Here is a 22,155-nt window from a genome sequence, read left to right as displayed (position 1 = left end):
GCTCCACTACGGTTGCTGCATGAGCCAGAGCAAGGGGCGGGAGGCCGGCCGCGGTCCAGGTCAGGAGCGGCACCGGGGTGCGGTGACGCTACGTCGAGGGGCGATTCCGACGAGCACCGCCGATCAGCGGCTGCTGGATTCGCGCAGCCGGGGCGACTGGAAGACCAGGGACGCCTGGCGTGCGCTGCGCATCCTCTCCGAGTTCGTCGAGGGTTTCGACACCCTCGCCGACCTGCCGCCGGCGGTGAGCGTCTTCGGCTCCGCGCGCAGCAGCCCCGACAGCGCCGAATGCCAGCTCGCCGAGGAGGTGGGTGCCGCGCTGGCCCGCGCCGGCTACGCGGTGATCACCGGGGGTGGGCCGGGCGTGATGGAGGCCGCCAACCGGGGCGCCAGCGAGGCCGGCGGCCTCTCCGTGGGGCTCGGCATCGAGCTGCCGTTCGAGCAGGGCCTCAACGACTGGGTCGACCTGGCCATCGACTTCCGTTACTTCTTCGCCCGCAAGACGATGTTCGTCAAGTACGCGCAGGCGTTCGTCGTGCTGCCCGGCGGCTTCGGCACCATGGACGAGCTGTTCGAGGCGCTCACCCTGGTGCAGACCGGCAAGGTCACCCGGTTCCCGGTCGTGCTGATGGGCGTCGCCTACTGGCAGGGCCTGATCGACTGGCTGCGCGACACCATGGCGGCCGACGGCAAGATCGGGCCGGTCGACCTGGACCTGATCTGCCTCACCGACGACGTCAACGCGGCGGTACGGCACATCGTCGAGGCCGAGGCGGCGCTCTCGGTGGAGCAGGAGGCGGTCCGCGAGGAGGCCGTCGCGCGTACCGGCGCCGACCAGCAGGCTGCCGCCGCGCAGTCGCCCGCCGCACAGTCCACCGCCGACGAGGCCGAGGAGGGTTGATGGCGGCCATCTGCGTCTTCTGCGCCTCGTCGCGGACCCTCGACCAGCGCTGGCTGGACCTCGCCACAGAGACCGGCGCGGAGCTGGCCCGGCGCGGCCACACGCTTGTCAGCGGCGGCGGCCGTGTCGGCATGATGGGCGCCCTGGTCGACGGTGCCCGCGCCGCCGGAGGGCGCACCGTGGGCGTGATCCCGCAGGCACTCGTCGATCTGGAGGTCGCCGACCTGGCCTCGGACGAGCTGCTGGTGACCGACTCGATGGCCAGCCGCAAGACCGTCATGATCGACAAGTCGGACGCGTTCCTGGCCCTGCCCGGCGGGCTGGGCACCATGGACGAGTTGTTCGAGGTGTGGACCACAGCGACCCTCGCCCTGCACCGCAAGCCGATGGTGCTCGTCGACACGGACGGCTTCTACGGCCCGCTACTGGCCTGGCTCGACGCGATCACCGACCAGCAGTTCCTCAAGCCCGGTGGCCGCGACCTCCTGACCGTGACCCCCACCGTCCCGGAAGCCCTGAACACCCTCGAAGCGCACCTGATCTGACCTCGCCCCGCCCTTCGCTCCGGCGATCATGAGGTTGGCCGCGCCGTTGTCGGCGTGTCGCTCCGCTAACTTCATGATCGCCGGTAGTAGGTGGGGTGGGTGGGTGTCGTATGGGCGTGATGGGATGAGCTGATGCAGGCGTACCGGTTGGTGCGGCGGTCCGGCGGGCCGGCACCGGAGGGCGAGGGCGCGCCGGCCAGCGGCGTCGTGCCCGCCGGCAGCGGTGCGCCCGCGGACCATGCTGTCTCCGAGGGCACCGCTGTGTCCGAGCTGGAGAAGTACGAGGCCGGCGGCACCGCGGGGGCCACCGAGGCCGCGCGGGCCGTCGGAGGGCTGGGGCGGCAGGTCGATCCGGCGCAGGCGGAGGTCATCGGGCACACCGACGGGCCGATGCTGGTGCTCGGCGGTCCCGGCACCGGCAAGACCAGCACCCTCGTCGAGGCGGTCGCCGCCCGGGTGGCCGAGGGCGTCGATCCGGAGCGGATCCTCATCCTGACCTTCGGTCGCCGTGGTGCGACCGAGCTGCGCCAACGCATCGAGGCCCGAGTCGCGCAGGACGGCCACCGGGTGCTGCGCGAGCCGCTGGTACGCACCTTCCCGGCGTACGCCTTCGGTCTGCTCCGCCGTGCCGCGGCGGAACGCGGCGAGCCGTCGCCCCGACTGCTCACCGGCCCCGAGCAGGATCTGATCATCCGCGAGCTGCTGGACGTGGTGGGCGAGGAGCCCGAGGACGACCCGGTCGGCTGGCCTACCGATCTGCGCCCAGCCCTGCGGACCAGGGCCTTCGCCGGTCAGTTGCGCGACCTGCTCATGCGCGCCGCCGAGCGCGGTGTCGGGCCCGTCGAGTTGGCCCGGCTCGGCGAGAAGCTCGGCCGCGCCGACTGGCCGGCCGCCGCGCGCTTCCTGCGGGAGTACGTCGCCGTGCTCGCGCTGCGCGACGTCAGCAACCGGGGCTCCATCGCGTACGACCCGGCGGAGCTGGTCCGCGCGGCCACCGGGCTGCTCCGCGACGACGAGGACCTGCTGGCCGCCGAGCGCCGCCGACTCGCCCACGTGTACGTCGACGAGCTTGCCGACACCGACCCCGCCCAGCTCGAACTGCTGTCGGTGATCGCCGGCGGCGGCACCTCGCTTGTCGCTTTCGCTGACCCGGATTCCTCCACGTACGCCTTCCGGGGTGCCGACCCGGCCGGGGTGAGCACCTTTCCGCACCGATTCCGCACCGCCTCCGGTGCACCGGCCGCGCAGGTGCTGCTGACCACCTCGTACCGGGCCGGGCCGGGCCTGCTCGCCGCGATCGCCCGGCTGGGTCGCCGGCTGCGCGGTCCCGCAGCGCACCGCCGGCTGCGCCCGCTACCCGATGCCCCGACGGGGGTGGTCGAGGTGCACACGTTCCGTTCGGCGACAAGTGAGGCGGCCTGGCTGGCGCACGCGCTGCGCTCCGCTCACCTGCTCGACGGCGTGCCGTGGTCGCGGATGGCGGTGCTTGTGCGTTCCACAGTGTTGCAGCTGCCGACCCTGCAACGGGCGCTGCACGCGGCCGGCGTACCGACAGTGGTGCACGGCGAGGACCTGCCGTTGCACCTGCAACCGGCAGTGGCGCCGCTGCTGCTCCTGCTGCGCTGCGCGCTGGAGCCGGAGCGGCTGGACGAGGAGGCGGCGGTAGCGCTGCTGCACTCGCCGCTGGGCGGGGCGGACCCGCTGGCCGAGCGGCGGCTGCGGCAGGGCCTGCGCGCGATGGCACTCGCCGGTGGCGACCGGCGCCCATCCGGGGAGTTGATTGTCGAGGCGCTGAGCGACCCGGCGGAGCTGGCCGGCATCGACCGGCGGTGGGCGGAGCCGGCCCAGGCGGTGGCCGGGCTGCTCGCCACCGCCCGCGATGCCGCTGCCCGGCCCGGGGCGACCGCCGAGACGGTGCTCTGGGCCGTCTGGCACGGCAGCGGGTTGGCCGAGCGCTGGGCGGGTGCCATCGGCCAGGGGCGGCCCGAGGCCGGTGAGGGAGACCTGGCGCGGCGGCGTCGCGCCGAGGCGGCCGACCGGGACCTGGACGCCGTGCTTGTGCTCTTCGACGCGGCGGCCCGCTTCACCGACCGGCTGCCCGGCGCCCGTACCGAGGTCTTCCTCGACCACGTGCTCGCCCAGGACCTCCCGGCGGACACCATCGCGCCGACCGCCGACCGGGGCGCGGCGGTCCGGTTGCTCACCGCACACGCCGCGAAGGGCCTGGAGTGGGACCTGGTCGCGGTGGCCGGAGTGCAGGAGGGCATCTGGCCCGACCTGCGACTGCGTGGCAGCCTGCTCGGTTCGGAACGGCTTGTCGACGTGCTCGCCGGCCGGTTCGTGGGGGGCGCCCGCGTGGCGAACGTGGTGGGACAGACGTCGGCGCTGCTGGACGAGGAGCGTCGACTGTTCCACGTCGCGATAAGCCGGGCACGGCACAGGCTGCTGGTAAGTGCGGTGGCGTCGGCGGCGGTGGGCGGCGACGACCACGAGGAGCAGCCGAGCCGCTTCCTCCACGAGCTGCTCCCGACCGACCGACCGGCCCCGCCGGACGGCTCCGGGCCGGCGGATCCGCCGTCGACGCCCGGCCCGCGTACCGGCCCGCCGACCGCTGGTCCCCCCGGCGGCGACGATCCGCACGCCACGCCCGGCGGCGTCGCCGGCAGGGACGGTGCGCCAGGCAGGGACGGCGCTTCGGGCAAGAGCGGAGCGCCGGACAAGGCCGGTACGGCCGGCGGTGACGCGGGTGGTGACGGCGACGATGCGCCGGATCGGCCTGGTGCACTGCCGGTGACCCGTCCACCACGGGCGCTCACACTGCCGGCGCTCGTCGCGGAACTGCGTACCGCCATCACTGACCCCGCTGCGCCGGCGGGCCGGCGGCGCGCGGCGGCGGCCGAGCTGGCGCGGCTCGCCGCCGCGGGCGTGCCGGGCGCGCACCCCGACGACTGGTGGGGGCTGCGCGCGCTCTCCGACGACAGGCCGCTTGTCGACGAGGGCGAACCGGTCCGGGTCACCCCGTCGGCCATGGAGAGCGCGTTGCGGTGCAGCCTGCGGTGGCTGCTGGAACGGCACGGCGGCAGCGGTCCGACAAGCACGGCGCAGGGGGTGGGCAACCTGGTGCACGCCGCCGCGATGCTTGCCGAGGACGCCAGCGCCGACCGGGGGGCGTTGCTCGACTACGTGGCGGCCCGGTTCGACGCGATCGAGTTGGCCGCCCGGTGGATGGCCGGCCCGGAGCGCGAGCGTGCCGAGGCCATGGTCGACAAGCTGCTGCGCTGGCTGGCCACCAACCCGCGTCGGCTGCTAGCCATCGAGCACGAGTTCGCGGTGCGGCTGGACGATCCGACCCGGCCCATCGAACTGACCGGCCGGGTCGACAGGCTGGAGGTCGACGAGGACGGTCGGCTCGTGGTCATCGACCTGAAGACCGGCAAGTCGACGGCTGTCACCGGCACCGAGTTGGCCGAGCATCCGCAGCTCGGCGCCTACCAGGCGGCGGTGGAGGCGGGGGCGTTCGCCGAGTTCGGCGACGAGTCCGGTGGCGCCGCGCTGGTGCAGCTCGGCACCTCGGCGAAGGACGCCCGGGAGCAGAACCAGCCGGCGGCGGGCGAGGGTCCGGCGGCCGGCTGGGCGACGGCGCTGGTCCGGCGGACCGCCGATACGATGGCAGCCGCCACGTTCGCCGCGGTGGCCAACTCGAAGTGCCGGGTCTGCCCGGTGCGCACCAGCTGCCCGGTGTCCGGGCAGGGGCGCCAGGTCGTCGAGCCTCCGACGGTCCGGCGCAGCAGTGAGGGCGAGGAGTGAGCCGGGTGTTGCGAGCCGAGACCACACCGTGAGTCAGCCGACCCTTTTCGGGGCCGGTCCGGCGCCGACGCCGCGGCTTGCCGACTCCGGCCCTCGGTACACCCCGGTGGAGCTGGCGAAACTGCTGCGGTTGCCGGCGCCCACCCGGGAGCAGGCCGCGATCATCGCCGCCCCGGTGGAGCCGCTGCTCGTGGTCGCGGGGGCGGGGTCGGGCAAGACCGAGACGATGGCCGCGCGGGTGGTCTGGCTGGTGGCCAACTCGTACGTGCGGCCGGAGCAGATCCTCGGGTTGACGTTCACCCGTAAGGCGGCGGGGGAGCTCGCCCATCGGGTGCGGACCCGGCTCGACCAGTTGATCCGCCGGCTCGGCCGGCAGGGGCGGGATCCACTGGACGACCCGCTCGCCGGTGAGCCGACGGTCTCCACCTATCACTCGTACGCCGGGCGGATCGTCAGCGAGCACGGGTTGCGGGCCGGCTACGAGCCGTCCACGCGGCTGCTGACCGAGGCCTCCCGCTGGCAGTTGGTCGACCTGCTGGTGCGCAACTACGACGGCGACATGTCCGAGGTGGACCGGATGCCGAGCACCATCACCGACGCGGTGTTGGCGCTCGCCGGGGAGCTGGACGAGCATCTGGTCGCCCCGGACCAGTTGGCCGCCTGGACTGGTCGGTTCTTCGCGGAGGTGCAGTCCCGACCGGGTCGGGTCTACGCGGACGTGCGCAAGGCGCTCACCCTTCAGCAGACCCGGCTGCGCCTGCTGCCGCTGGTGCGGGCGTACGCGCGGCGCAAGGAGGACTTCGAGGCGATGGACTTCGCCGACCAGTTGGCCCGGGCGGCGCGGGTGGCCCGGGATCATCCGGCGGTGGGCGAGATCGAGCGGGACCGGTTCCGGGTGGTGCTTCTCGACGAATACCAGGACACGAGCCACGCGCAGGTGGTGCTTCTCAACGCGCTGTTCGGTGGCGGGCATCCGGTGACGGCGGTGGGTGACCCGTGCCAGTCGATCTACGGGTGGCGGGGGGCCAGTGCTGGCACCCTCGATCGCTTTCCCACCGAGTTCGCCAGGGCCGACGGGGAGCCGGCCGTGGCGTTGGGGCTCACGACGAGTTGGCGTAACCGTCCGGAGATCCTGCGGGTGGCGAACGCGCTCTCGACGCCACTGCGGGCGGCCGGCGCGCGCGTGCCGGAGTTGCGGTCCGCGCTCACCGTCCGCGACCCGATCCCGCACCGCAGCCCCGGAGGGGCGGCCGGCGGCACCGTGCACTGCGCGCTGCTGCCGACGTACGCCGACGAGGCGGCGTGGATCGCCGACAGCGTGCTCGCCGCGTGGCGTGGCGCGGCGCGGATGCCGGGTGCCGCCCCCGAACACATTCCGGTGGTGCAGCGGCCGACCACTGCGGTGCTGGTCCGGGTCCGTAGCCAGATCCCGGCGATCGAGTCGGCGTTACGTGAGCGTGGCCTGCCGGTGGAGGTGGTGGGCCTGGGTGGCCTGCTGGACACCCCGGAGGTGCGGGACGTGGTGTGCACGTTGCGGGTGCTTGCCGATCCGACCGACGGGGCGGCGCTGTTGCGGCTGCTCACCGGCGCGCGGTGGCGGATCGGGCCGCGTGACCTTGTGGCATTGCACCGGCGGGCGAGGGCGATCGCCAGGGCTCGGCGTCAGGTGGCCGCCGACGAGAACTCCGAGATCAGCCCTGACCTGCTGGACGAGGCGACCCTGGTGGAGGCGCTGGCCGACCTCGGACCGGCGCAGGCGTACTCGGCAGAGGGCTTCGCGCGGCTGCGCGCGTACGGCCGGGAGTTGGCGTTGTTGCGGTACCGACTGGACCAGGCCCTGCCGGACCTGATCGCGGACATCGAGCGGACCATCGGCCTGGATGTGGAGGTCGCGGTACGGGCCGGCCGGGACGGCGCCGGCGATGCCGGTCTGGCCCGGGGTCACCTGGACGCCCTCGGCGACGTGGCGGCCCGGTTCAGCGGGGAGACGCCCGGTGCGACCCTGTCCGGCTTCCTGTCCTACCTGGCCGCCGCCGAGGACGAGGAGCGTGGTCTCGCCCCGGGTGAGGTCGAGGTCGTGGACGGCGCGGTGCAGGTGGTGACGGCGCACGCCGCGAAAGGGCTGGAGTGGGACGTGGTGGCGGTGGCCGGGCTGTGCCGCGGGCTGTGGCCCGGGCCGGTACGCAACTCCGACCACTGGTTGGGCGGGCTGGGTGTGTTGCCGTTCCCGCTGCGGGGCGACGTCGACGGGTTGCCCGAATTGGCGCTCGACGAGGCTGCGGACCAGCGGGCTGTGGCCCGGGCGCTTACCGACTTCACCGACGCGTGGCGGGCGCACGACGAGCGGGAGGAGCGCCGGCTGACGTACGTGGCGGTGACCCGACCACGTCGGCTGCTGCTCTGCTCCGGGTACTGGTGGGGGGAGGGGACGAAGCGCCCGCGTGGCCCGTCGGTCTTCCTGAGTGAGGTGTACGACACCTGCCTGGACGGCGGCCCGGGGCATCTGGTCGACGCCTGGGCGCCGGAGCCGACGCCGGACGCCACGAACCCGACGGCGGAGGTGGTGCTGCGTGCGGAGTGGCCGGCCGATCCGCTGGGCGGGCGCCGGCCGGAGCTGGCCGAGGCGGCGGGATTGGTCCGCCGGTTGATGTCCGACGGCCCGGCGGAGGCGGTGGTCGCCGGTGGGCCCGACGATCCGGAGGTGGCCCGCTGGCGGCGGGAGGCGGATCTGTTGCTGGCCGAGCGGGCCGAGCTGACCCGCCTGTCGGGGGCGGTGGAGGTGGCTCTACCCGGGCAGTTGAGCGTCACCCAGTTGGTGGCGTTGCGCCGTGACCCGGCGGCGCTGGCCCGTACGCTGCGCCGCCCGGTGCCGACCGAGCCCAACCCGTACGCCCGCCGGGGCACCGCCTTCCACGCCTGGTTGGAGCAGCGTTTCGGCGCCGACCGGCTGCTCGACCTGGACGAGCTTCCCGGCGCGGCGGACGCGGACGCGGCGCCGGACGAGGCGCTGGCCGAACTCCAGGAACGTTTCCTGGCCAGCGAGTGGGCCGACCGGGTGCCGGTGGAGGTGGAGGTGCCGTTCGCCACTGTGATCGCCGGCGTGGTGGTGCGGGGGCGGATGGACGCGGTCTTCGCCCGCCCGGGTGGCCGGTTCGACGTGGTCGACTGGAAGACCGGCGCGCAGCCTGTCGGCCCGGCGGCGGAGGTCGCCGCTGTGCAGTTGGCCGTGTACCGGCTGGCGTGGGCGGAGTTGGCGGGTGTGCCAGTCGATCGGGTGGGCGCGGCGTTCCACTACGTGCGAGACGGGGCGACGGTCCGGCCTGCCGACCTGCTCGACGTGACCGGGCTCACCGCCCTGATCGCGCAGTTGCCAGAGAATTCTGCCCAAGATTGACTCCTGCCCGGAGATCCATGGTAGGTTGAACACGTTGCAGTTTTGGTTACCAGAGACTCTGTGTGCGCCTGGCGGGAATTGTGGCCCCAGGCGCTCTTTGTTGTGTCCGGAGCTCTCCGGGCGGGGCGACCAGAAGCGACAGGCGATTCGCGCATTCCCGCGCGGAGCGCTCCTCTTCGGACCGGCAACAAGTGCGGGTCCGACGTTCCGTCAAGGAGACGAAACACATGGCTATTGGCACCGTGAAGTGGTTCAACGCTGACAAGGGCTTCGGCTTCATCACCCCGGACGGCGGCGGCGCTGACGTCTTCGCCCACTTCTCGGCGATCCAGTCCTCCGGCTACCGGAGCCTGGACGAGAACCAGCGGGTCGAGTTCGAGGTGACCCAGGGCCAGAAGGGCCCGCAGGCGGAGAACATCCGCCCGCTCTGATCTTCGGATCGGTCGGTATTACCCGTCGCGCCCTCCGGGTGTGACGGTGACGGGACCGGCCCGCCCCGCTGTCGACCTGCTTTGGCAGGCGGCGGCCCGGCGGCGGGCCGGCCCGTACCCTAATCGGTTCGTGCTTGTGAGTCCTGGCGGCCTTTTCCGCTGGTGACAGCGCCGACTTCGGCGCCCTCCCTCGACACGTGCCGCGTCGAGGAAGGCTTCTGCGTGACCACAGTTATTCCGTCCTTCGCCCACACCGGTCTGGCCCCGGCGCTGCTGAGCGCGCTGACCGCACAGGGCATCAACGAGCCGTTCCCGATCCAGTCGGCCACGCTGCCCGACTCGCTCGCCGGCCGGGACGTGCTCGGACGGGGCCGCACCGGCTCCGGCAAGACTCTCGCCTTCGGGCTTCCGCTGCTCTCGCGTACCGCCGGACAGAAGGCCCGGCCGGGTCGCCCGCTGGCCCTGGTGCTGGTGCCGACCCGCGAGCTGGCCCAGCAGGTGACCACCGCACTGGCCCCGTACGCCCGCGCCGTCGGACTGCGCTGCGCCACCGTCGTGGGTGGCCTGTCGTTGCAGCGCCAGGCGGACGCGCTGCGCGCCGGCGCCGAGGTGGTCGTGGCGACCCCCGGCCGGCTGCACGACCTGATCAACCGCGGTGACGCACGGCTCGACCACGTCGAGATCACCGTGTTGGACGAGGCCGACCAGATGGCCGACATGGGCTTCCTGCCGCAGGTGACCAAGCTGCTGGAGCAGGTCGCGCCGCAGGGGCAGCGGATGCTCTTCTCCGCCACTCTGGACGGTGGCGTGGACCGCCTGGTCCGCCGCTTCCTGAGTAACCCGGTGACCCACTCGGTCGACCCGGGCACCGCCACGGTCACCGCGATGACCCACCACGTGCTGCACGTCGACGCGATCGACAAGCCCGACGCGCTGACCCGGATCGCCGCCCGCGAGGGCCGCACCATCCTGTTCATGGGGACCAAGCACCGCGCCGACAGGCTCGCCCGCCAGTTGCTCTCCAAGGGGGTACGCGCGGCCGCGCTGCACGGCGGCAAGTCCCAGCCGCAGCGCACCCGGATCCTGGAGCAGTTCCGCAACGGCCAGGTGACTGCCCTCGTCGCCACGGACGTGGCTGCCCGGGGCATCCACGTCGACGGCCTCGACATGGTGGTCAACGTGGACCCGCCGACCGAGGCGAAGGACTACCTGCACCGGGGTGGACGGACGGCTCGGGCCGGTGAGTCCGGCTCGGTGGTCACCCTGGTCCTGCCCGAGCAGCGGCGGGACGTGTCCCGGCTGATGTCCATCGCCGGCATCCGGCCCGAATCGGTCCAGGTCCGCCCGGGTGACGGGTCGCTGGCCCGGGTGACCGGTGCTCGCGAGCCCTCCGGCGTTCCGGTGACCATCGTGGCCCCGCCGGTGGCCGTTGGCCGGGGCCGCGGCCCCGGTGGTCCGGTCGCCGATGGCGCGGCCCGGCCGGCGCACCGCGCGTCGGGTCGGTCCCGCCGGCCGCGTCGCCCCCGTACCGTCTGAGCTTCTCGACCCTGACCGACCCGCACCGCTTCGGCGGCGCGGGTCGGTTTCGTCTGCGACCCTCACGCGGGGTCCTTGTCCGTGCCCGGGACCGGCAGTCGGCTTGCGGCGCCCGGGGGAGGGCGCCCGGGGGAGACGGCAGGTGCCCGACTGGCCCTGGGGTTGGCGCCGCCAGCGCGGCCGACACCGCCGATGCCGCCAGCGCATCTGGCTGTTCGGCTGAGTCGGTAATCAGCCTCGGTTGGGTCGCCTGGCCGACTGTTTTCCGGCCCGATGTGGTCAAAACTGACCACCGGGGGGACGCCGGGCGGGGGGCCCGGCGCGGAAGGGGTGGCCATGGCGGGCGAAGCCGGCTCGGGGACGCTGCGGGAACTGACCCTGGTGGTCGCGGTCGCGCTCGCCGGGTTGCTGCTCGCCATGGTTGCGGCCTTCACGCCCTGGCATGCCACCCCGGCGGGCAACGCTCCCGCCGGCCTGGTGGAGCTGCACAGCCCCGGCGATCTGGGTTCTGGCCCGACGGTTCCGCACGTGGGCTGAGCAGCGACCGGCCGACCGGTGCCGGCGGAGGGGCAGGCCCGGTCGAATCGGTACGAGGTGTGGTCGGGTCGGCGGGGCACCGGCCCGACCACACCGCCTCCCCAGTGGAGCGCCAGATCAGGCGGTCACGATGCGGTGGTCGCGCGGTCGGTCGATTCGCGATCGAGCAGGTCGGCGAGAGTGGTGCTGTCGACGACCGTGGCGATCGCCCCGTGCACGGCTAGCCAGACGTCGGTGAGGCCGGCGGCCACCCCGTGGTAGCTGGCCCGTTCGGCGGGCAGCCCTCGTACGGTGGTCAGCGATCCGCCGACCGCGCGCAGCACGTCGCCGACGGTGATGTCCTCGGGTGGCCGGGCCAGCGCGTACCCGCCGTCGGCACCGCGATGACTGTGCAGCAGACCAGCCCGGCGCAGGTCGAGAAGGATGCCCTGGAGGAAACTGAGCGGGATCCCCTGCACCTCGGCCAGGCTTGCCGCCTTCACCAACTCGCCCCCGTCACCACCGCTGCCCGCGTCGCCGCCGCCGTGGACGGCGGCGGCGACAGCGAGCATGGCCCGGAGCGCGTAGTCGCTGCGCGCGGAGACGTACACGTCACTGACCAGCCTGATCCAGTACGCCCCAGCGCCGGCGGATCGACTTGTCCGCAGCGCCGAACGCCGCGTCCACCACCAGGCCGAGCACCAGAATGACGATCATCGTGGAGAGCAGCCAGGGCGCGTCGGACAGTTCGCGCGAGTAGGTGAGCTGGGCGCCGAGCGAGGTCTGCGAGATGCCGACCACGAGCAGCTCGCCGGCCATCAGACTTCGCCACGAGAACGCCCAGCCCTGCTTGAGACCCGCGACGATCGCCGGCAGCGCGGCCGGCGCGATCACGTACCGGTAGAGGTTGAGCCCGCGAGCCCCCAGGTTGCGGCCGGCGCGCAGCAGTAGCGGCGGCACGTAGTCCACACCGGAGATGACCCCGTTGGCGATTGACGGCGCGGCGCCGAGCACCACCACGAAGAAGATCGCCTTCTCGCTCAGCTCGAACAGCAGAATGGCAAGCGGGAACCAGGCGATCGACGGCATGGTCTGCAACGCGGTGATCATCGAGCCGATGGCAGCCCGGAGGACCTTGGACCGGGCCACCGCCAGACCCACAAGTAGACCGACGGCGACGGAGAAGATGTACCCGAGGGCGGCCCGCCGCAGCGTGGTGACCAGGCCCTCCCAGAGCTGCGGGCCCTGGGCCTGGTTGAGCAGTTCGCGGCCGACGACAAGTGGGCCGGGAAGCGAGTACGGCGGCTTCCAACCCGACCAGACCACCAGCTGCCAGGCAGCGATGACGATGGCCAGCGCGGCCAGCTTGGGCCAGGTGGCAGCCCAGAGCCGGTTGCCCCGGGAGACCTCCTTCTCCCGACCGGCGATCTCCAGCGCGTCGAGCCCGGAGATCTGCGCGTCGGTCCGCGCCGTGCTGGTCAGGGTGTCATTGGCCATGGCGGCCCACCTCCGTACGGAGCCGTTCGGTGACGTCGGCGGCGATGGCGGCGACCTCGGGGGAGTCGATCCGCCGTGGCCGCGGGATGTTCACCTCGGTGGAGTAGATGATTCGACCGGGGCGGCTGGAGAGCAGGATGATCCGGTCGGCCAGCCGGGCTGCCTCGCGGACGTTGTGCGTGACGAACAGCACCGACAGGTTGCGTTCGGACCAGATGCGTTCCAGCTCGTCGTGCAGGATGTCCCGGGTCATCGCGTCCAGTGCGCCGAACGGCTCGTCCATGAGCAGCACCGGGGTGTCCAGGGCCAGGGTGCGGGCAAGCGCGACCCGCTGCCGCATGCCGCCGGACAGTTCGTGTGGCCGCTTGCGGCCGAACTCGCCAAGGTGCACAGTGCGCAGCAGCTCGGCCACCCGCTCGCGTCGCTGCGCCCGGGGCAGGCCGCGCAGTTTCAGCGGCATCTCGACGTTCGCGTCGACGGTCAGCCAGGGAAAGAGCGCCGGCTCCTGGAACATCAGCCCGGGGTTGGCGTCGCCGGCGAGGTCGATCTGCCCGGCGGTGGGCCGGTCCAGGCCGGCCACCAGGTTCAGCAGGGTGCTCTTGCCGCAGCCGGAGGCGCCGACCAGGCAGACGAACTCGCCAGGCGCCACGTCCAGGGACACCCCGTCGAGAGCCAGTACGGCGCTCTCGCCGCGTCCGTACACCTTTGTTACGTCGGAGAGCGCGACCGAGGTGGTCGCGCTTCCCGGCGTCGTCGTGGTCGACGTCATGGCTGGACGACCTCGGGCTTGCCCTGCGCCTTGAGCGCGTTGTTGAGGTACGTCAGGTCGTAGAGGCCGTCGAGGCTCACCGGGTCGGTCAGCTTGACCTCGACGGCGTGGTCGAGCCCGGCCTTGAGCGAGGAGGGGATGGGGTCGTTCGTGAACTCCAACGTCGGCCACGCCTGCTTGATCAGCTTCGGGTCCAGCGGCTTGCCGGTGATCTTGCCGATCGCCTCGGAGATGGCCTGCTGGGCCTCGTCCGGCTTGGTGTTGACGAACTCGTTCGCGGCGACCTGGCCCTCGACCAGCTTCTGCACGACGTCCGGGTGCGCCTTGAGGAACTTCGTGCTGACCAGCAGGTTGGTGATGACGAACTTCTTGTCCGGCCACAGGTCGCGCTCGTCGACGAGCACCTTGCCGCCGGCGTTGATCAGGCGGGAGACGAACGGCTCGGGCACCCAGGCGCCGTCGATGGCACCGCTGTTGAAAGTCTCCACCGTCTGGGCGTTCTCCTGCGGGACGATCTTGACATCGCCGCCGCCCTCCTTGGTGGTCGTCAGCCCCTGCTGCTTGAGCCAGTAGCGGACCGCCACGTCCTGGGTGTTGCCCAGCTGCGGGGTGGAGATCTTCTTGCCCTTGAGATCCTGCGGGCCGTTGATGCCCGGCTTGACCACCAGTGCCACGCCTCCGGAGGCCGCGCCGGAGATGACCCGGACCGCCTCGCCCTTGGACTTGGAGAACGCGTTCACTGTGGGGTTCGGGCCGATGTAGGTCGCGTCGAGCGCGCCGGAGAAGATGGCCTCGATGGCGGCCGGGCCGGCGTTGAAGGTCTTCGACTCCAGCTTCACGTCGGCGCCGAGCTTCTCGGCGAAGATGCCTTTCTCGACACCGACCACCGCCGGTGCGTGCGTGATGTTGGGGAAGTAGCCGAGCCGGAGGGTCACCGGGCCAGAGCTGCCGCCCGCGCCCTCGCTGTCGTCGCCGCACGCGGCGGTGCTGCCCAGGGCGGCCGCGCCGACGGCGGCGAGGGTGGCCAGGGTGACCATCCGGCGCAGGGGGAGGCGTCTCATCGTCCATCCAATCCGCAGTATTCCTACTTAGTTGGTAGGAAGAGTGGGCCAGGGTCGGGCCAGCGTCAAGGCCCATCCACATGTCGGGAAGGGGCGTCTCAGTTATGTCGGCATTTCCTACCAGCTTGATGGGACTGGCCGCCCCGCACGGCTGCCGCGCAGATGCTGCCCGTGTCGCCGACCGGTGGCGCTCCCCGCAGGTCGCCCGTGGTGGCAGTGCCGGCGCGCTAGGGTCGACCACGTGGCGCGGAGATCCAGAATTCCAGCGACGAAATATCCCGTCGAGCGGTTCACCCTCGACAACGGCCTGCGGGTGGTCCTCACGCCCGATCGCAGTGCCCCGGTGATCGGGGTGGCGGTGGTCTACGACGTCGGCATCAGATCCGAACCGGAGGGGCGCACCGGCTTCGCTCACCTCTTCGAACACCTGATGTTCCAGGGCTCGGAAAACCTCGAGAAGCTTGCCCACTTCCGGCACGTACAGGGCGCTGGGGGCACCTTCAACGGCTCCACCCACCTGGACTACACCGACTACTTCGAGACGCTGCCGAGCAACGCGCTGGAACGCGCGCTGTTCCTGGAGGCGGACCGGATGCGCGGCCCCCGGCTGACCGAGGAGAACCTGCGCAACCAGGTCGACGTGGTCAAGGAGGAGATCCGGGTCAACGTGCTCAGCCGCCCGTACGGTGGTTTTCCCTGGCTGACCCTGCCGCCTGTCATGTTCGACACGTTCCCCAACGCGCACGACGGTTACGGCTCCTTCGACGACCTGGAGTCGGCCACCGTCGCCGACGCGGAGGATTTCTTCCGCCGCTACTACGCCTGCGGTAACGCGGTGTTGGCTGTCAGCGGCGACATCGACGTCACCGAGGCGACCGAGCTGATCACCCGGCACTTCGGCGACGTACCGGCTCGCCCCGCACCGGTCCGGCCCGACTTCACCGAGCCCGACCTGACCGCCGAGCGGCGCACCTCGTACACCGATGCCCTGGCACCCCTGCCGGCGGTCGCTGGCGCATGGCGGGTGCCCGACCCGATCACCGACTTCGCCGGCTACCTGCCGTACGTGGTGCTGGCCGAGGTCCTCACCGACGGTGACGCCTCACGGCTGGTCGAGCGGCTGGTCCAGCGGGACCGCTCGGTGACCGGCCTCAGCGGGTACCTCGGCTTCATGGGTGACCCGTTCGACGTGCGGGACCCGACAGCGCTGCTGCTTCAGGCGCACCTGCCGCCCGGAGGTGACGTGGACAAGATGCTGCGCACCGTCGACGAGGAACTGGACCGGCTGGCCACCGACGGGCTGACCGACGGGGAACTGGCCCGGACCCAGGCCCGGATGGCGACCCACCTGCTGCGCGACACCGACGCGGTGCTCGGCCGGGCGTTGCAGATGGCAGTCCTCGAACAGCAACGCGGCGAGCCGGGTCTGCTCAACGACCTGCCCCGCCTTGTCGGTGACGTGACCGAGGAGCAGGTCCGGGCCGCCGCGGCGACCCTGCGTCCGGAGCGCCGCGCCACGATCGAGGTCATTCCCGGAGGTGCCCGATGAGCGTCACCGTGTCTGCTGGGCCGCGTGCGCTGCCGGCGCTCGGGCCCACGCGCAAGCTCAAGGTGCCGAAGCAGTCCGAGCGCACGCTGGGCAACGGGCTTACCGTGATCGCGGTACGCCGGCCGGCGGTGCCGCTGGTCGAGCTGCGGCTCTGGGTGCCGTTCGGCCGGGTCAACGTGGCGCGTGGCGCGATGCTCTCGCAGACCATGCTCTCGGGCACCGAGTCGATGACAAGCGTGCAGATCGCCGCCGAGTTGCAGAAGGTGGGCGCCGGGCTGTCCGCTGGCGTCGACGCGGACCGGCTGATGCTCTCGGGTGCCGGCCTGGTCACCGGGCTCGACCGGATGCTTGAGCTGATGGCCGAGGTGTTGACCGGTGCCAGCTATCCCGGCGACGAGGTGTCGACCGAGCGGGATCGGCTGATCGACCGGATCCAGGTCGCGCAGAGCCAGCCGACGCACCTGGTTCGGGAGGCGCTGCTGAAGCGGATCTACGGGCGGCACCCGTACGCGGCGCAGACCCCGGAGCCGGGTCAGATCCGCGCTGTGCGGCCGGCGGCGCTGCGTACCCTGCACGCCGAGCGGGTACATCCGGCCGGCGCGCAGTTGGTGGTGGTCGGTGACGTGCAGCCGGAGAAGGCTCTGGACGCCGTCGAGCGGGCGCTCGGCGGTTGGGGCGGTGCCGGGCGTACGGCGACCCTGCCGGCCATCCCGCCGCTGGAGACGGGGCCGCTGCTGCTTGTCGACAGGCCTGGCTCGGTGCAGTCCTCGTTGCGGGTGGCGCTGCCGGCGGTGCCGCGTACCGACCCGGACCACGCTGCTCTGCAACTGGCCAACCTGGTCTTCGGTGGTTACTTCTCCTCCCGTTGGGTGGAGAACATCCGCGAGGACAAGGGCTACACGTACGGCCCGCACTCGGTGATCGAGCATTCGGTGGCCGGATCGATCCTGGTCGCAGCGGCCGAGGTGGCCACCGAGGTCACCGGCCCGGCGCTGTTGGAGACGACGTACGAGTTGGGTCGGATGGCGTCGCTTCCGCCGAAGCCGGAGGAGTTGGAGCAGGCTCGGCAGTACGCCCTGGGCACCCTTCAGCTCGGCATGTCCACCCAGGCCGGGTTGGCGGCGTTGACAAGTGCGTACGCCGGTAACGGCCTGCGTCTGGACTTCCTCGCCGAGTACGCGGCCCGACTGGCGGCGGTGACCGTCGACGACGTGGCGCGGGTCGCGGCCCACCACCTCGCGCCGTCCCGGGCGGCGGTCGTGGTGCTCGGCGACGCGGAGCGGGTGGCCGACGGGCTGGCAGCGTTGACCACGGTGCGGGTCGAGCCGGTGCAGCCGTGATCCGACCGGTCTCGCCGGCCGGGGCGGGCGCGTCGTGAGCGGGGAGATGGTGCCGCCGCTGGCCCGGTCCACCCTGGATCGGGTGGCGCACCGGCGGGGCGACTCGCTGTGGCTCACCGAGGCGTGGCTGCGCGGCCGGGTGCTGCTGCTCGACTCGACCGAAGGGCAGACGCTGGCCCGTACCGACGTGTCACCTCCGGCGCTTGTGCTGTTCGCCGCGGACGACGTGCCGGCCGGCTCCGAGGCGATCGCCATGTTCCTCGGTGTCGAGCCGGACGGGGTGCCGGTCTTCGCGGTGGACACGCCGTTGCCGGCGCTGCCGGGGACCCGGGCGGTCAACCTGCGGGAGGTGGGGCACCTGCTGGCCGACCGGGAGGCGGGCATCTTCACCACGGCGCTCGCCTTGGTCAACTGGCACACCCGGCACGGCTATTCGTCGGCGACCGGGGCGCCGACCGCGATGGACGAGGCCGGTTGGTCCCGGGTTGACCGCAACGGAGGGCGGATCTGGCCGCGTACCGATCCGGCGATGATCGTGCTGGTGCACGACGGCGTGGCCGGGCCGGACGGACGTTGCCTGCTCGGTAACAACGCCGGTTGGGCGGGCACCCCGGGCGGTCGGCGTTACTCCTGTCTGGCCGGTTACGTCGAGCCGGGGGAGTCCGCGGAGGCCGCCGTGCTGCGCGAGGTCCGCGAGGAGGTGGGCATCACTGTCGACCGGATCGGGTACGTCGGCAGCCAGGCGTGGCCGTTCCCCGGCTCGCTGATGCTGGGCTTCCTGGCCGTCGCGGACCCGGCGGAACCGGTGCGGGTCGACCCGTCCGAGATCGCGTACGCCAGGTGGTTCACCCGTGCCGAGATCGGGGCGGCGTTGGCCGGTCGGACAGTGGACGTGGGTGACGGGGCGCGGCTGATGCTGCCGCCGCCGTCGTCGATCGCGCTGTTCCTCATCCACCGCTGGCTGGATGGCTGGGTGGACACCGGCGGGTGAGTGCGGTCCCGACCCGTGGCCGCCGTTGCCGCGGCGGTCACGGGCCGGGAACACGGGCCGCCGTGGTCGATCTGGGCGGGTAACGCGGCGGGGGAGCCGGTCCGACCACGGCGGACGTCTGGGTCAGGTGCCGGTAATGCCTGATCGGCGTCGGAACACGGGCCGTGGCTCGCTGAGCGGCAGGACCTTGACCCGTTGCTTTCCGGCGCGGACCGCGCCGACAGTGGACAGGGCCCGGGCCAGCAGCAGCGCGGCGTCGCGGTCCTCGGCGTGCACGATCTGTCGGCGCGGCTCGGGCGTGGTCGTCTCGTCGCGGAGTCGGTGGCCGTCTGCCCAGGCCGCGGCGATGTCCCCGTCGGCGACGGTGCGGATGTCGGTGCGAACGATCAGGAAACGCATGTGGGTCTCCGGATGAACCGCGACAAATGAGCGGTGTGGAAGTTCCACCTTCACCGGTCATGCTACGCCGCGTAGTCATCCCAGCAAGTGAAACGCGCCTATTGATTTCGAGTCATCCGATCGGTGGATGCCTGGTCAGCGGGTCGACGCGGATGCAGCGACGGGGCCGCCGGCGAACTGCCGACGGCCCCGCTTCTGGCTGACGGCTCAGTTCAGATCGAACTGGCCCGTCTTGGTTCCAGCGATGAAGCCGAGCCATCCGGCCCGGTTGAACAGCAGCACCGGGCCACCCCGGTCCTTGCTGTCGCGCAGCGCGACCGCTGACGGTCCGGTGCCCAGCGGGGCGACCTCGACGCAGTTGGAGGTCTGGCTGCGCGTGCTGGTACGCCAGGGCGCGTCCGCCAACGAGTCGGCGGAGATGGACGGCGTGTTGTGGATGTTGTTCATGGTTCTGCTCCTGATGTGAACCGATCCGATGGGACGAGTGGTGCCGCACGCCCCGACGGAGGTCCCTGGTTCACAGTTCCGTCAGCCGCCCCGAGCCGCGGCGACGTTGGACCGGCGCCGTTGCCGGGCCGAACGCCACTGTGGATGGGGGCGTCGCCTCGGTCACCCGTCCTGTCGCCTCGATCAGCCAGGAGAGGGTGTCCGAGGCGTTAAGTGCCGCCGTGCATAGCCACTCGAACGCCACTTTATAGCGATTTAGCGTGTTTGCCTCGGTCGACATGACGTCGGTGAACCCCCCTTCGATGGCCAATGTCTCCGGATCGAGTGGATCGGCGAACCGATAGAGGGAGAACGCGGTCGGCGGAAGGTACCAATCGCCGATCTGGGTGTCCCGAAGTAGCACGTGCAGCGTCACGTTCGGCAGAAGGGCCAGCTCGCACAACTGGACCAGTTGCTCGTGCAGCACCTCCGGTGGGCCGGCCCGCCGGCCGAGGGCAGCTTCCTCCAGCACGGCTGTGTAGCGCGGCGCGTGCGGCTCCCGGGTCAGCAGCGACTGGCGGGCCAACCGCGCCTGCACCTCGGTCTCCGGCTCGTCGCCGGGCTTCGGCTCACCGGCGCTCTCGGCCACCTGGCGGGCCGAGACGATCCGGACCCGCGCGTACCCGGCGGTCTGCAACAGGCCGGGCACCAGCACCGGGCTGTACTCGGAGATCTCCGCGCAGCCCGCCTCCAGTTCGGCCCAACTGCGCTGCTGCTGAGTCATCACCGGGAAGTTCTTGAGCCAGCCCCGCATGTCGCCGGCCTCACCGGCGATCCCGAGCAGCTCGTCGTGCAGTGCCGCGTCGGCACCGTAGAGGTCGAGCAGCACGGCTACGTCCTGCGGGTCCGGTCGGCTGCGACCGTTCTCCAACCGGGACAGTTTGGACGCGGACGCCCAACCGATCCTCTCGATGACCTGGTCACCGGTGAAGCCCGCGACCTCGCGCAGGCGGCGCAGCTCTAGGCCCAACCTGCGGCGACGCATGATCGGGCTGGGTGCGGCAGGAGGCACAGTGTCCTCTTTCCCGTCGACCGCCGCAGACGCGACGGTAACTGTATGAAATTCGGCCCCCACGGTCAGTATGGACGGCGCGACCGGCGCCGGAGGTTCCGGCGGGGGCGTGTCTTGCGAAAAATGGACCGTGGGTACGCCGTGACGACGGCGAACCCCGCGGTCGCGGCCCCGTCGACCCCGCCCACCCCAGGGCACGCCATCCCGCCGGAGGGATCCCATGCGCACCGTCCTGCGCCGACCCGACTTTCGCCTGCTCTTCGCTGGTCTGCTTGCCAGCATGACCGCCGAATCGATCCTGTTGCTCGCACTCGCGATCTGGGTCAAGGATCTGACTGGCTCCAGCGGGCTGGCCGGCGGCACCATCTTCGCCGTCATCGCCCCCATGACGTTGGCGCCACTTGTCGGCTGGTTCGTCGACAGGTACCCGCGCCGCCCCTTCTTCGTGGCCGCCAACCTGGTCACCGCGGCGCTGCTCACCCCGTTGTTCACGGTCCGGGACGCCGGCGACATCTGGCTCGTCTACCTGGTCGCCGCCCTGTACGGCCTCTCCTCGATCACGCTCGGCGCGGCGCTCAGCGGGCTCATCCGGCAACTGGTGCCTGTGGAGCTGCTGGCCGAGGCGAACGGCGCGCTGCAGACCGTACGCCAAGGGCTTCGTCTTGTCGGCCCGCTTGTCGGCGCGGCGCTCTACGCCGCGTTCGGCGGGTGGGCGCTGGCCGGGATCGGCATGATCGGCTTCGTCACGGCCGCCGTGGTGGTGACCGCGGTGCCCAACCCGCAGCCGAGCACGCCGACCGTGCGGCTGCGCTGGCCCGCCGAGCTGGGTGCCGGCCTGCGGCACCTGGCCGGTGTGCCGGCTCTGCGTCGGGCCCTGCTCGGCTACGGGCTGGGATCGCTGGTGATGGGCTTCAGCGAGTCGCTGATCTTCGCCTACATCGACCAGGGGTTGGGCCGCAACGCCGCCTTCGTGGGCGTGCTGGTCACAGTGCAGGGCGTGGGCGGGCTGCTCGGCGGGCTCTGCTCACCGGCGCTGGTCCGCCGGCTCGGCGAGGTCGGCACGCTGGCCGCAGGCGTGGCCTTCTTCTCCCCGGCCGCGCTCGCGCTCGCGTACCCCGATCTGCGGCTCGCCTTCGTGGCGGTGCTGCTGGCCGGCGTCTCGCTTCCGCTGACGATGGTGGGGCTGCACACACTCATCCAACGGCGTACCCCGCCGGTGCTCGTCGGTCGGGTCGCCGCGGCCACCCAGGCGGTGGTCAGCGGCCCGCAGGCGCTCTCCATCGGCGCTGGCGCGCTGCTCGTCGGTGTCCTCGACTACCGGGCGCTGTTCGCGCTTGTCGGGGTGGCCACCTTCGCGGCCGGCGCCTATCTCTGGCGGGGCCGACACCTGAGCCCGCCGGCCGGGGGCCGCCCGCTCCTGCCGCCCACAGTGCCGACGAGCCCGTCCATTCCGGCGCAGCGCCGCCCGGCCGAGGTGGAGATCGACAAGCCGACGACGACGGGAACCCCGCGCGTGCCCCGGCGGTGACCGACGCCGGACGCGACGAACGGCCGCCCGGATGCGGACGGCCGTTCGTCGAGGGGTGACTCGCCCGTCAGGCGGTGAGAGCCGCCAGGTGCTGCTTGACCTGGGTGATCGAGGGGTTGGTGAGGGCGCTGCCGTCGGCGAACCGCAGCGTCGGCACCGTCTGGTTGCCGCCGTTGACACCCATCACGAACTCCGCGGCCTTCGGGTCCTGCTCGATGTCGACCACCTCGTACCCGATGCCCTCCCGGTCGAGCTGCGACTTCAGCCGGTGGCAGTAGCCGCACCAGGGGGTTGAATACATCGTCAGCATGGTCGGATCCTCCAACTCCTCCGGCCGCGGCTTGCGGATCAAGCCGAGGCTGTCCGCTACAACGTTCGGAGGAGCTGAGATGA

19 protein-coding genes are annotated in these 22,155 nt (G+C 72.0%); 11 read left to right on the top strand and 8 right to left on the bottom strand.

The features are described from left to right. Positions 1-19 precede the first annotated feature (19 nt). The 7 genes from ADK66_RS27535 (at position 20) to ADK66_RS27505 (ending at position 11,151) form a co-directional block, all read left to right on the top strand. Positions 20-901 (top strand): TIGR00730 family Rossman fold protein, encoded by an 882-nt coding sequence (locus ADK66_RS27535; RefSeq protein WP_053660379.1) that lies wholly within the window; start codon positions 20-22, stop codon positions 899-901. Beyond that, on the top strand, positions 901-1,446 hold the full coding sequence (locus ADK66_RS27530) for a TIGR00730 family Rossman fold protein (protein ID WP_053660377.1): 546 nt from the start codon (positions 901-903) through the stop codon (positions 1,444-1,446). The genes ADK66_RS27535 and ADK66_RS27530 overlap by 1 nt, the downstream gene beginning before the upstream one ends. A 132-nt stretch (positions 1,447-1,578) precedes the next feature. Next, complete coding sequence (locus tag ADK66_RS27525) at positions 1,579-5,253, top strand: ATP-dependent DNA helicase (RefSeq protein WP_053660375.1); 3,675 nt, start codon at positions 1,579-1,581, stop codon at positions 5,251-5,253. A 28-nt stretch (positions 5,254-5,281) separates the two neighbouring features. Continuing rightward, entirely contained in the window at positions 5,282-8,647 is a 3,366-nt protein-coding gene (locus ADK66_RS27520) for an ATP-dependent DNA helicase (RefSeq protein ID WP_053660373.1), read from the top strand. Between the two features lie 227 nt (positions 8,648-8,874). Continuing rightward, a complete protein-coding gene (locus ADK66_RS27515; RefSeq protein WP_007464836.1) occupies positions 8,875-9,078 on the top strand; it encodes a cold-shock protein in 204 nt (67 codons plus the stop codon). 222 nt (positions 9,079-9,300) lie between these two features. After that, positions 9,301-10,614 carry a DEAD/DEAH box helicase gene (locus tag ADK66_RS27510; protein WP_053660371.1) on the top strand — a complete coding sequence of 438 codons (1,314 nt, stop codon included), beginning with the start codon at positions 9,301-9,303 and terminating at the stop codon, positions 10,612-10,614. A 336-nt stretch (positions 10,615-10,950) separates the two neighbouring features. Further along, complete coding sequence (locus ADK66_RS27505; protein WP_053660369.1) at positions 10,951-11,151, top strand: hypothetical protein; 201 nt, start codon at positions 10,951-10,953, stop codon at positions 11,149-11,151. Positions 11,152-11,276: 125 nt separating this feature from the next. Here the strand turns inward: ADK66_RS27505 and ADK66_RS27500 are convergent, their stop codons facing one another. The 4 genes from ADK66_RS27500 to ADK66_RS27485 are packed head-to-tail and all read right to left on the bottom strand — an operon-like array spanning position 11,277 to position 14,457. Continuing rightward, the gene (locus ADK66_RS27500) at positions 11,277-11,741 is read right to left on the bottom strand and encodes an Rrf2 family transcriptional regulator (RefSeq protein ID WP_053660366.1); all 465 of its coding nucleotides are present in this window, start codon (positions 11,739-11,741) and stop codon (positions 11,277-11,279) included. A 1-nt stretch (position 11,742) separates the two neighbouring features. Next, a complete protein-coding gene (locus ADK66_RS27495; RefSeq protein WP_053660364.1) occupies positions 11,743-12,627 on the bottom strand; it encodes an ABC transporter permease in 885 nt (294 codons plus the stop codon). Next, positions 12,617-13,396, bottom strand: coding sequence for an ABC transporter ATP-binding protein (locus ADK66_RS27490; protein ID WP_053660362.1), 780 nt, complete (start codon positions 13,394-13,396; stop codon positions 12,617-12,619). The genes ADK66_RS27495 and ADK66_RS27490 overlap by 11 nt, the downstream gene beginning before the upstream one ends. Then, positions 13,393-14,457, bottom strand: a complete 1,065-nt coding sequence (locus tag ADK66_RS27485; RefSeq protein ID WP_053660361.1) for an ABC transporter substrate-binding protein — start codon at positions 14,455-14,457, stop codon at positions 13,393-13,395. Before ADK66_RS27485 ends, ADK66_RS27490 begins: the two co-directional genes overlap by 4 nt. Positions 14,458-14,698: 241 nt before the next feature. Here ADK66_RS27485 and ADK66_RS27480 point away from each other — a divergent pair, with 241 nt between their 5' ends. From ADK66_RS27480 to nudC, 3 genes are read left to right on the top strand one after another with little or no spacing between them, the layout of a single operon-like run. Beyond that, entirely contained in the window at positions 14,699-16,006 is a 1,308-nt protein-coding gene (locus ADK66_RS27480) for a pitrilysin family protein (protein ID WP_082377700.1), read from the top strand. Further along, a complete protein-coding gene (locus tag ADK66_RS27475; protein ID WP_053660359.1) occupies positions 16,003-17,346 on the top strand; it encodes a pitrilysin family protein in 1,344 nt (447 codons plus the stop codon). The genes ADK66_RS27480 and ADK66_RS27475 overlap by 4 nt, the downstream gene beginning before the upstream one ends. Before the next feature lie 46 nt (positions 17,347-17,392). After that, entirely contained in the window at positions 17,393-18,337 is a 945-nt protein-coding gene (nudC, locus tag ADK66_RS27470; protein ID WP_053660614.1) for an NAD(+) diphosphatase, read from the top strand. A 123-nt stretch (positions 18,338-18,460) separates the two neighbouring features. On the opposite strand, the gene ADK66_RS27465 is transcribed toward nudC, so the two are convergent. The 3 genes from ADK66_RS27465 to ADK66_RS27455 all read right to left on the bottom strand — a co-directional run bounded on the left by ADK66_RS27465 (position 18,461) and on the right by ADK66_RS27455 (position 20,234). Beyond that, the gene (locus ADK66_RS27465; protein ID WP_053660357.1) at positions 18,461-18,736 is read right to left on the bottom strand and encodes a hypothetical protein; all 276 of its coding nucleotides are present in this window, start codon (positions 18,734-18,736) and stop codon (positions 18,461-18,463) included. Positions 18,737-18,943: 207 nt separating this feature from the next. Beyond that, positions 18,944-19,183 (bottom strand): DUF397 domain-containing protein, encoded by a 240-nt coding sequence (locus tag ADK66_RS27460; protein ID WP_053660355.1) that lies wholly within the window; start codon positions 19,181-19,183, stop codon positions 18,944-18,946. 70 nt (positions 19,184-19,253) lie between these two features. After that, positions 19,254-20,234, bottom strand: a complete 981-nt coding sequence (locus tag ADK66_RS27455) for a helix-turn-helix transcriptional regulator (protein ID WP_053660353.1) — start codon at positions 20,232-20,234, stop codon at positions 19,254-19,256. A gap of 220 nt (positions 20,235-20,454) precedes the next feature. On the opposite strand from ADK66_RS27455, the gene ADK66_RS27450 reads away from it, so the two are divergent. Then, positions 20,455-21,762 (top strand): MFS transporter, encoded by a 1,308-nt coding sequence (locus ADK66_RS27450; RefSeq protein ID WP_053660351.1) that lies wholly within the window; start codon positions 20,455-20,457, stop codon positions 21,760-21,762. Between the two features lie 67 nt (positions 21,763-21,829). Here the strand turns inward: ADK66_RS27450 and ADK66_RS27445 are convergent, their stop codons facing one another. Next, complete coding sequence (locus tag ADK66_RS27445; protein ID WP_053660612.1) at positions 21,830-22,072, bottom strand: mycoredoxin; 243 nt, start codon at positions 22,070-22,072, stop codon at positions 21,830-21,832. Positions 22,073-22,155 lie beyond the last annotated feature (83 nt).

Origin of the sequence: Micromonospora sp. NRRL B-16802, from assembly GCF_001279555.1 — a bacterium.
Taxonomy (GTDB): domain Bacteria; phylum Actinomycetota; class Actinomycetes; order Mycobacteriales; family Micromonosporaceae; genus Micromonospora; species Micromonospora profundi.
Note: the sequence above shows the minus strand (reverse complement) of the source record. Positions and strands in the feature narration are given on the sequence as shown.

Coding starts and splice junctions, on each gene's coding strand:
- ADK66_RS27445 (WP_053660612.1), bottom strand. CDS start 22,072: ATGCTGACGATGTATTCAACCCCCTGGTGCGGCTACTGCCACCGGCTG.
- ADK66_RS27530 (WP_053660377.1), top strand. CDS start 901: ATGGCGGCCATCTGCGTCTTCTGCGCCTCGTCGCGGACCCTCGACCAG.
- ADK66_RS27475 (WP_053660359.1), top strand. CDS start 16,003: ATGAGCGTCACCGTGTCTGCTGGGCCGCGTGCGCTGCCGGCGCTCGGG.
- ADK66_RS27515 (WP_007464836.1), top strand. CDS start 8,875: ATGGCTATTGGCACCGTGAAGTGGTTCAACGCTGACAAGGGCTTCGGC.
- ADK66_RS27485 (WP_053660361.1), bottom strand. CDS start 14,457: ATGAGACGCCTCCCCCTGCGCCGGATGGTCACCCTGGCCACCCTCGCC.
- ADK66_RS27535 (WP_053660379.1), top strand. CDS start 20: ATGAGCCAGAGCAAGGGGCGGGAGGCCGGCCGCGGTCCAGGTCAGGAG.
- ADK66_RS27450 (WP_053660351.1), top strand. CDS start 20,455: ATGCGCACCGTCCTGCGCCGACCCGACTTTCGCCTGCTCTTCGCTGGT.
- ADK66_RS27525 (WP_053660375.1), top strand. CDS start 1,579: ATGCAGGCGTACCGGTTGGTGCGGCGGTCCGGCGGGCCGGCACCGGAG.
- ADK66_RS27490 (WP_053660362.1), bottom strand. CDS start 13,396: ATGACGTCGACCACGACGACGCCGGGAAGCGCGACCACCTCGGTCGCG.
- ADK66_RS27465 (WP_053660357.1), bottom strand. CDS start 18,736: ATGCGTTTCCTGATCGTTCGCACCGACATCCGCACCGTCGCCGACGGG.
- ADK66_RS27495 (WP_053660364.1), bottom strand. CDS start 12,627: ATGGCCAATGACACCCTGACCAGCACGGCGCGGACCGACGCGCAGATC.
- nudC (WP_053660614.1), top strand. CDS start 17,393: ATGGTGCCGCCGCTGGCCCGGTCCACCCTGGATCGGGTGGCGCACCGG.
- ADK66_RS27505 (WP_053660369.1), top strand. CDS start 10,951: ATGGCGGGCGAAGCCGGCTCGGGGACGCTGCGGGAACTGACCCTGGTG.
- ADK66_RS27460 (WP_053660355.1), bottom strand. CDS start 19,183: ATGAACAACATCCACAACACGCCGTCCATCTCCGCCGACTCGTTGGCG.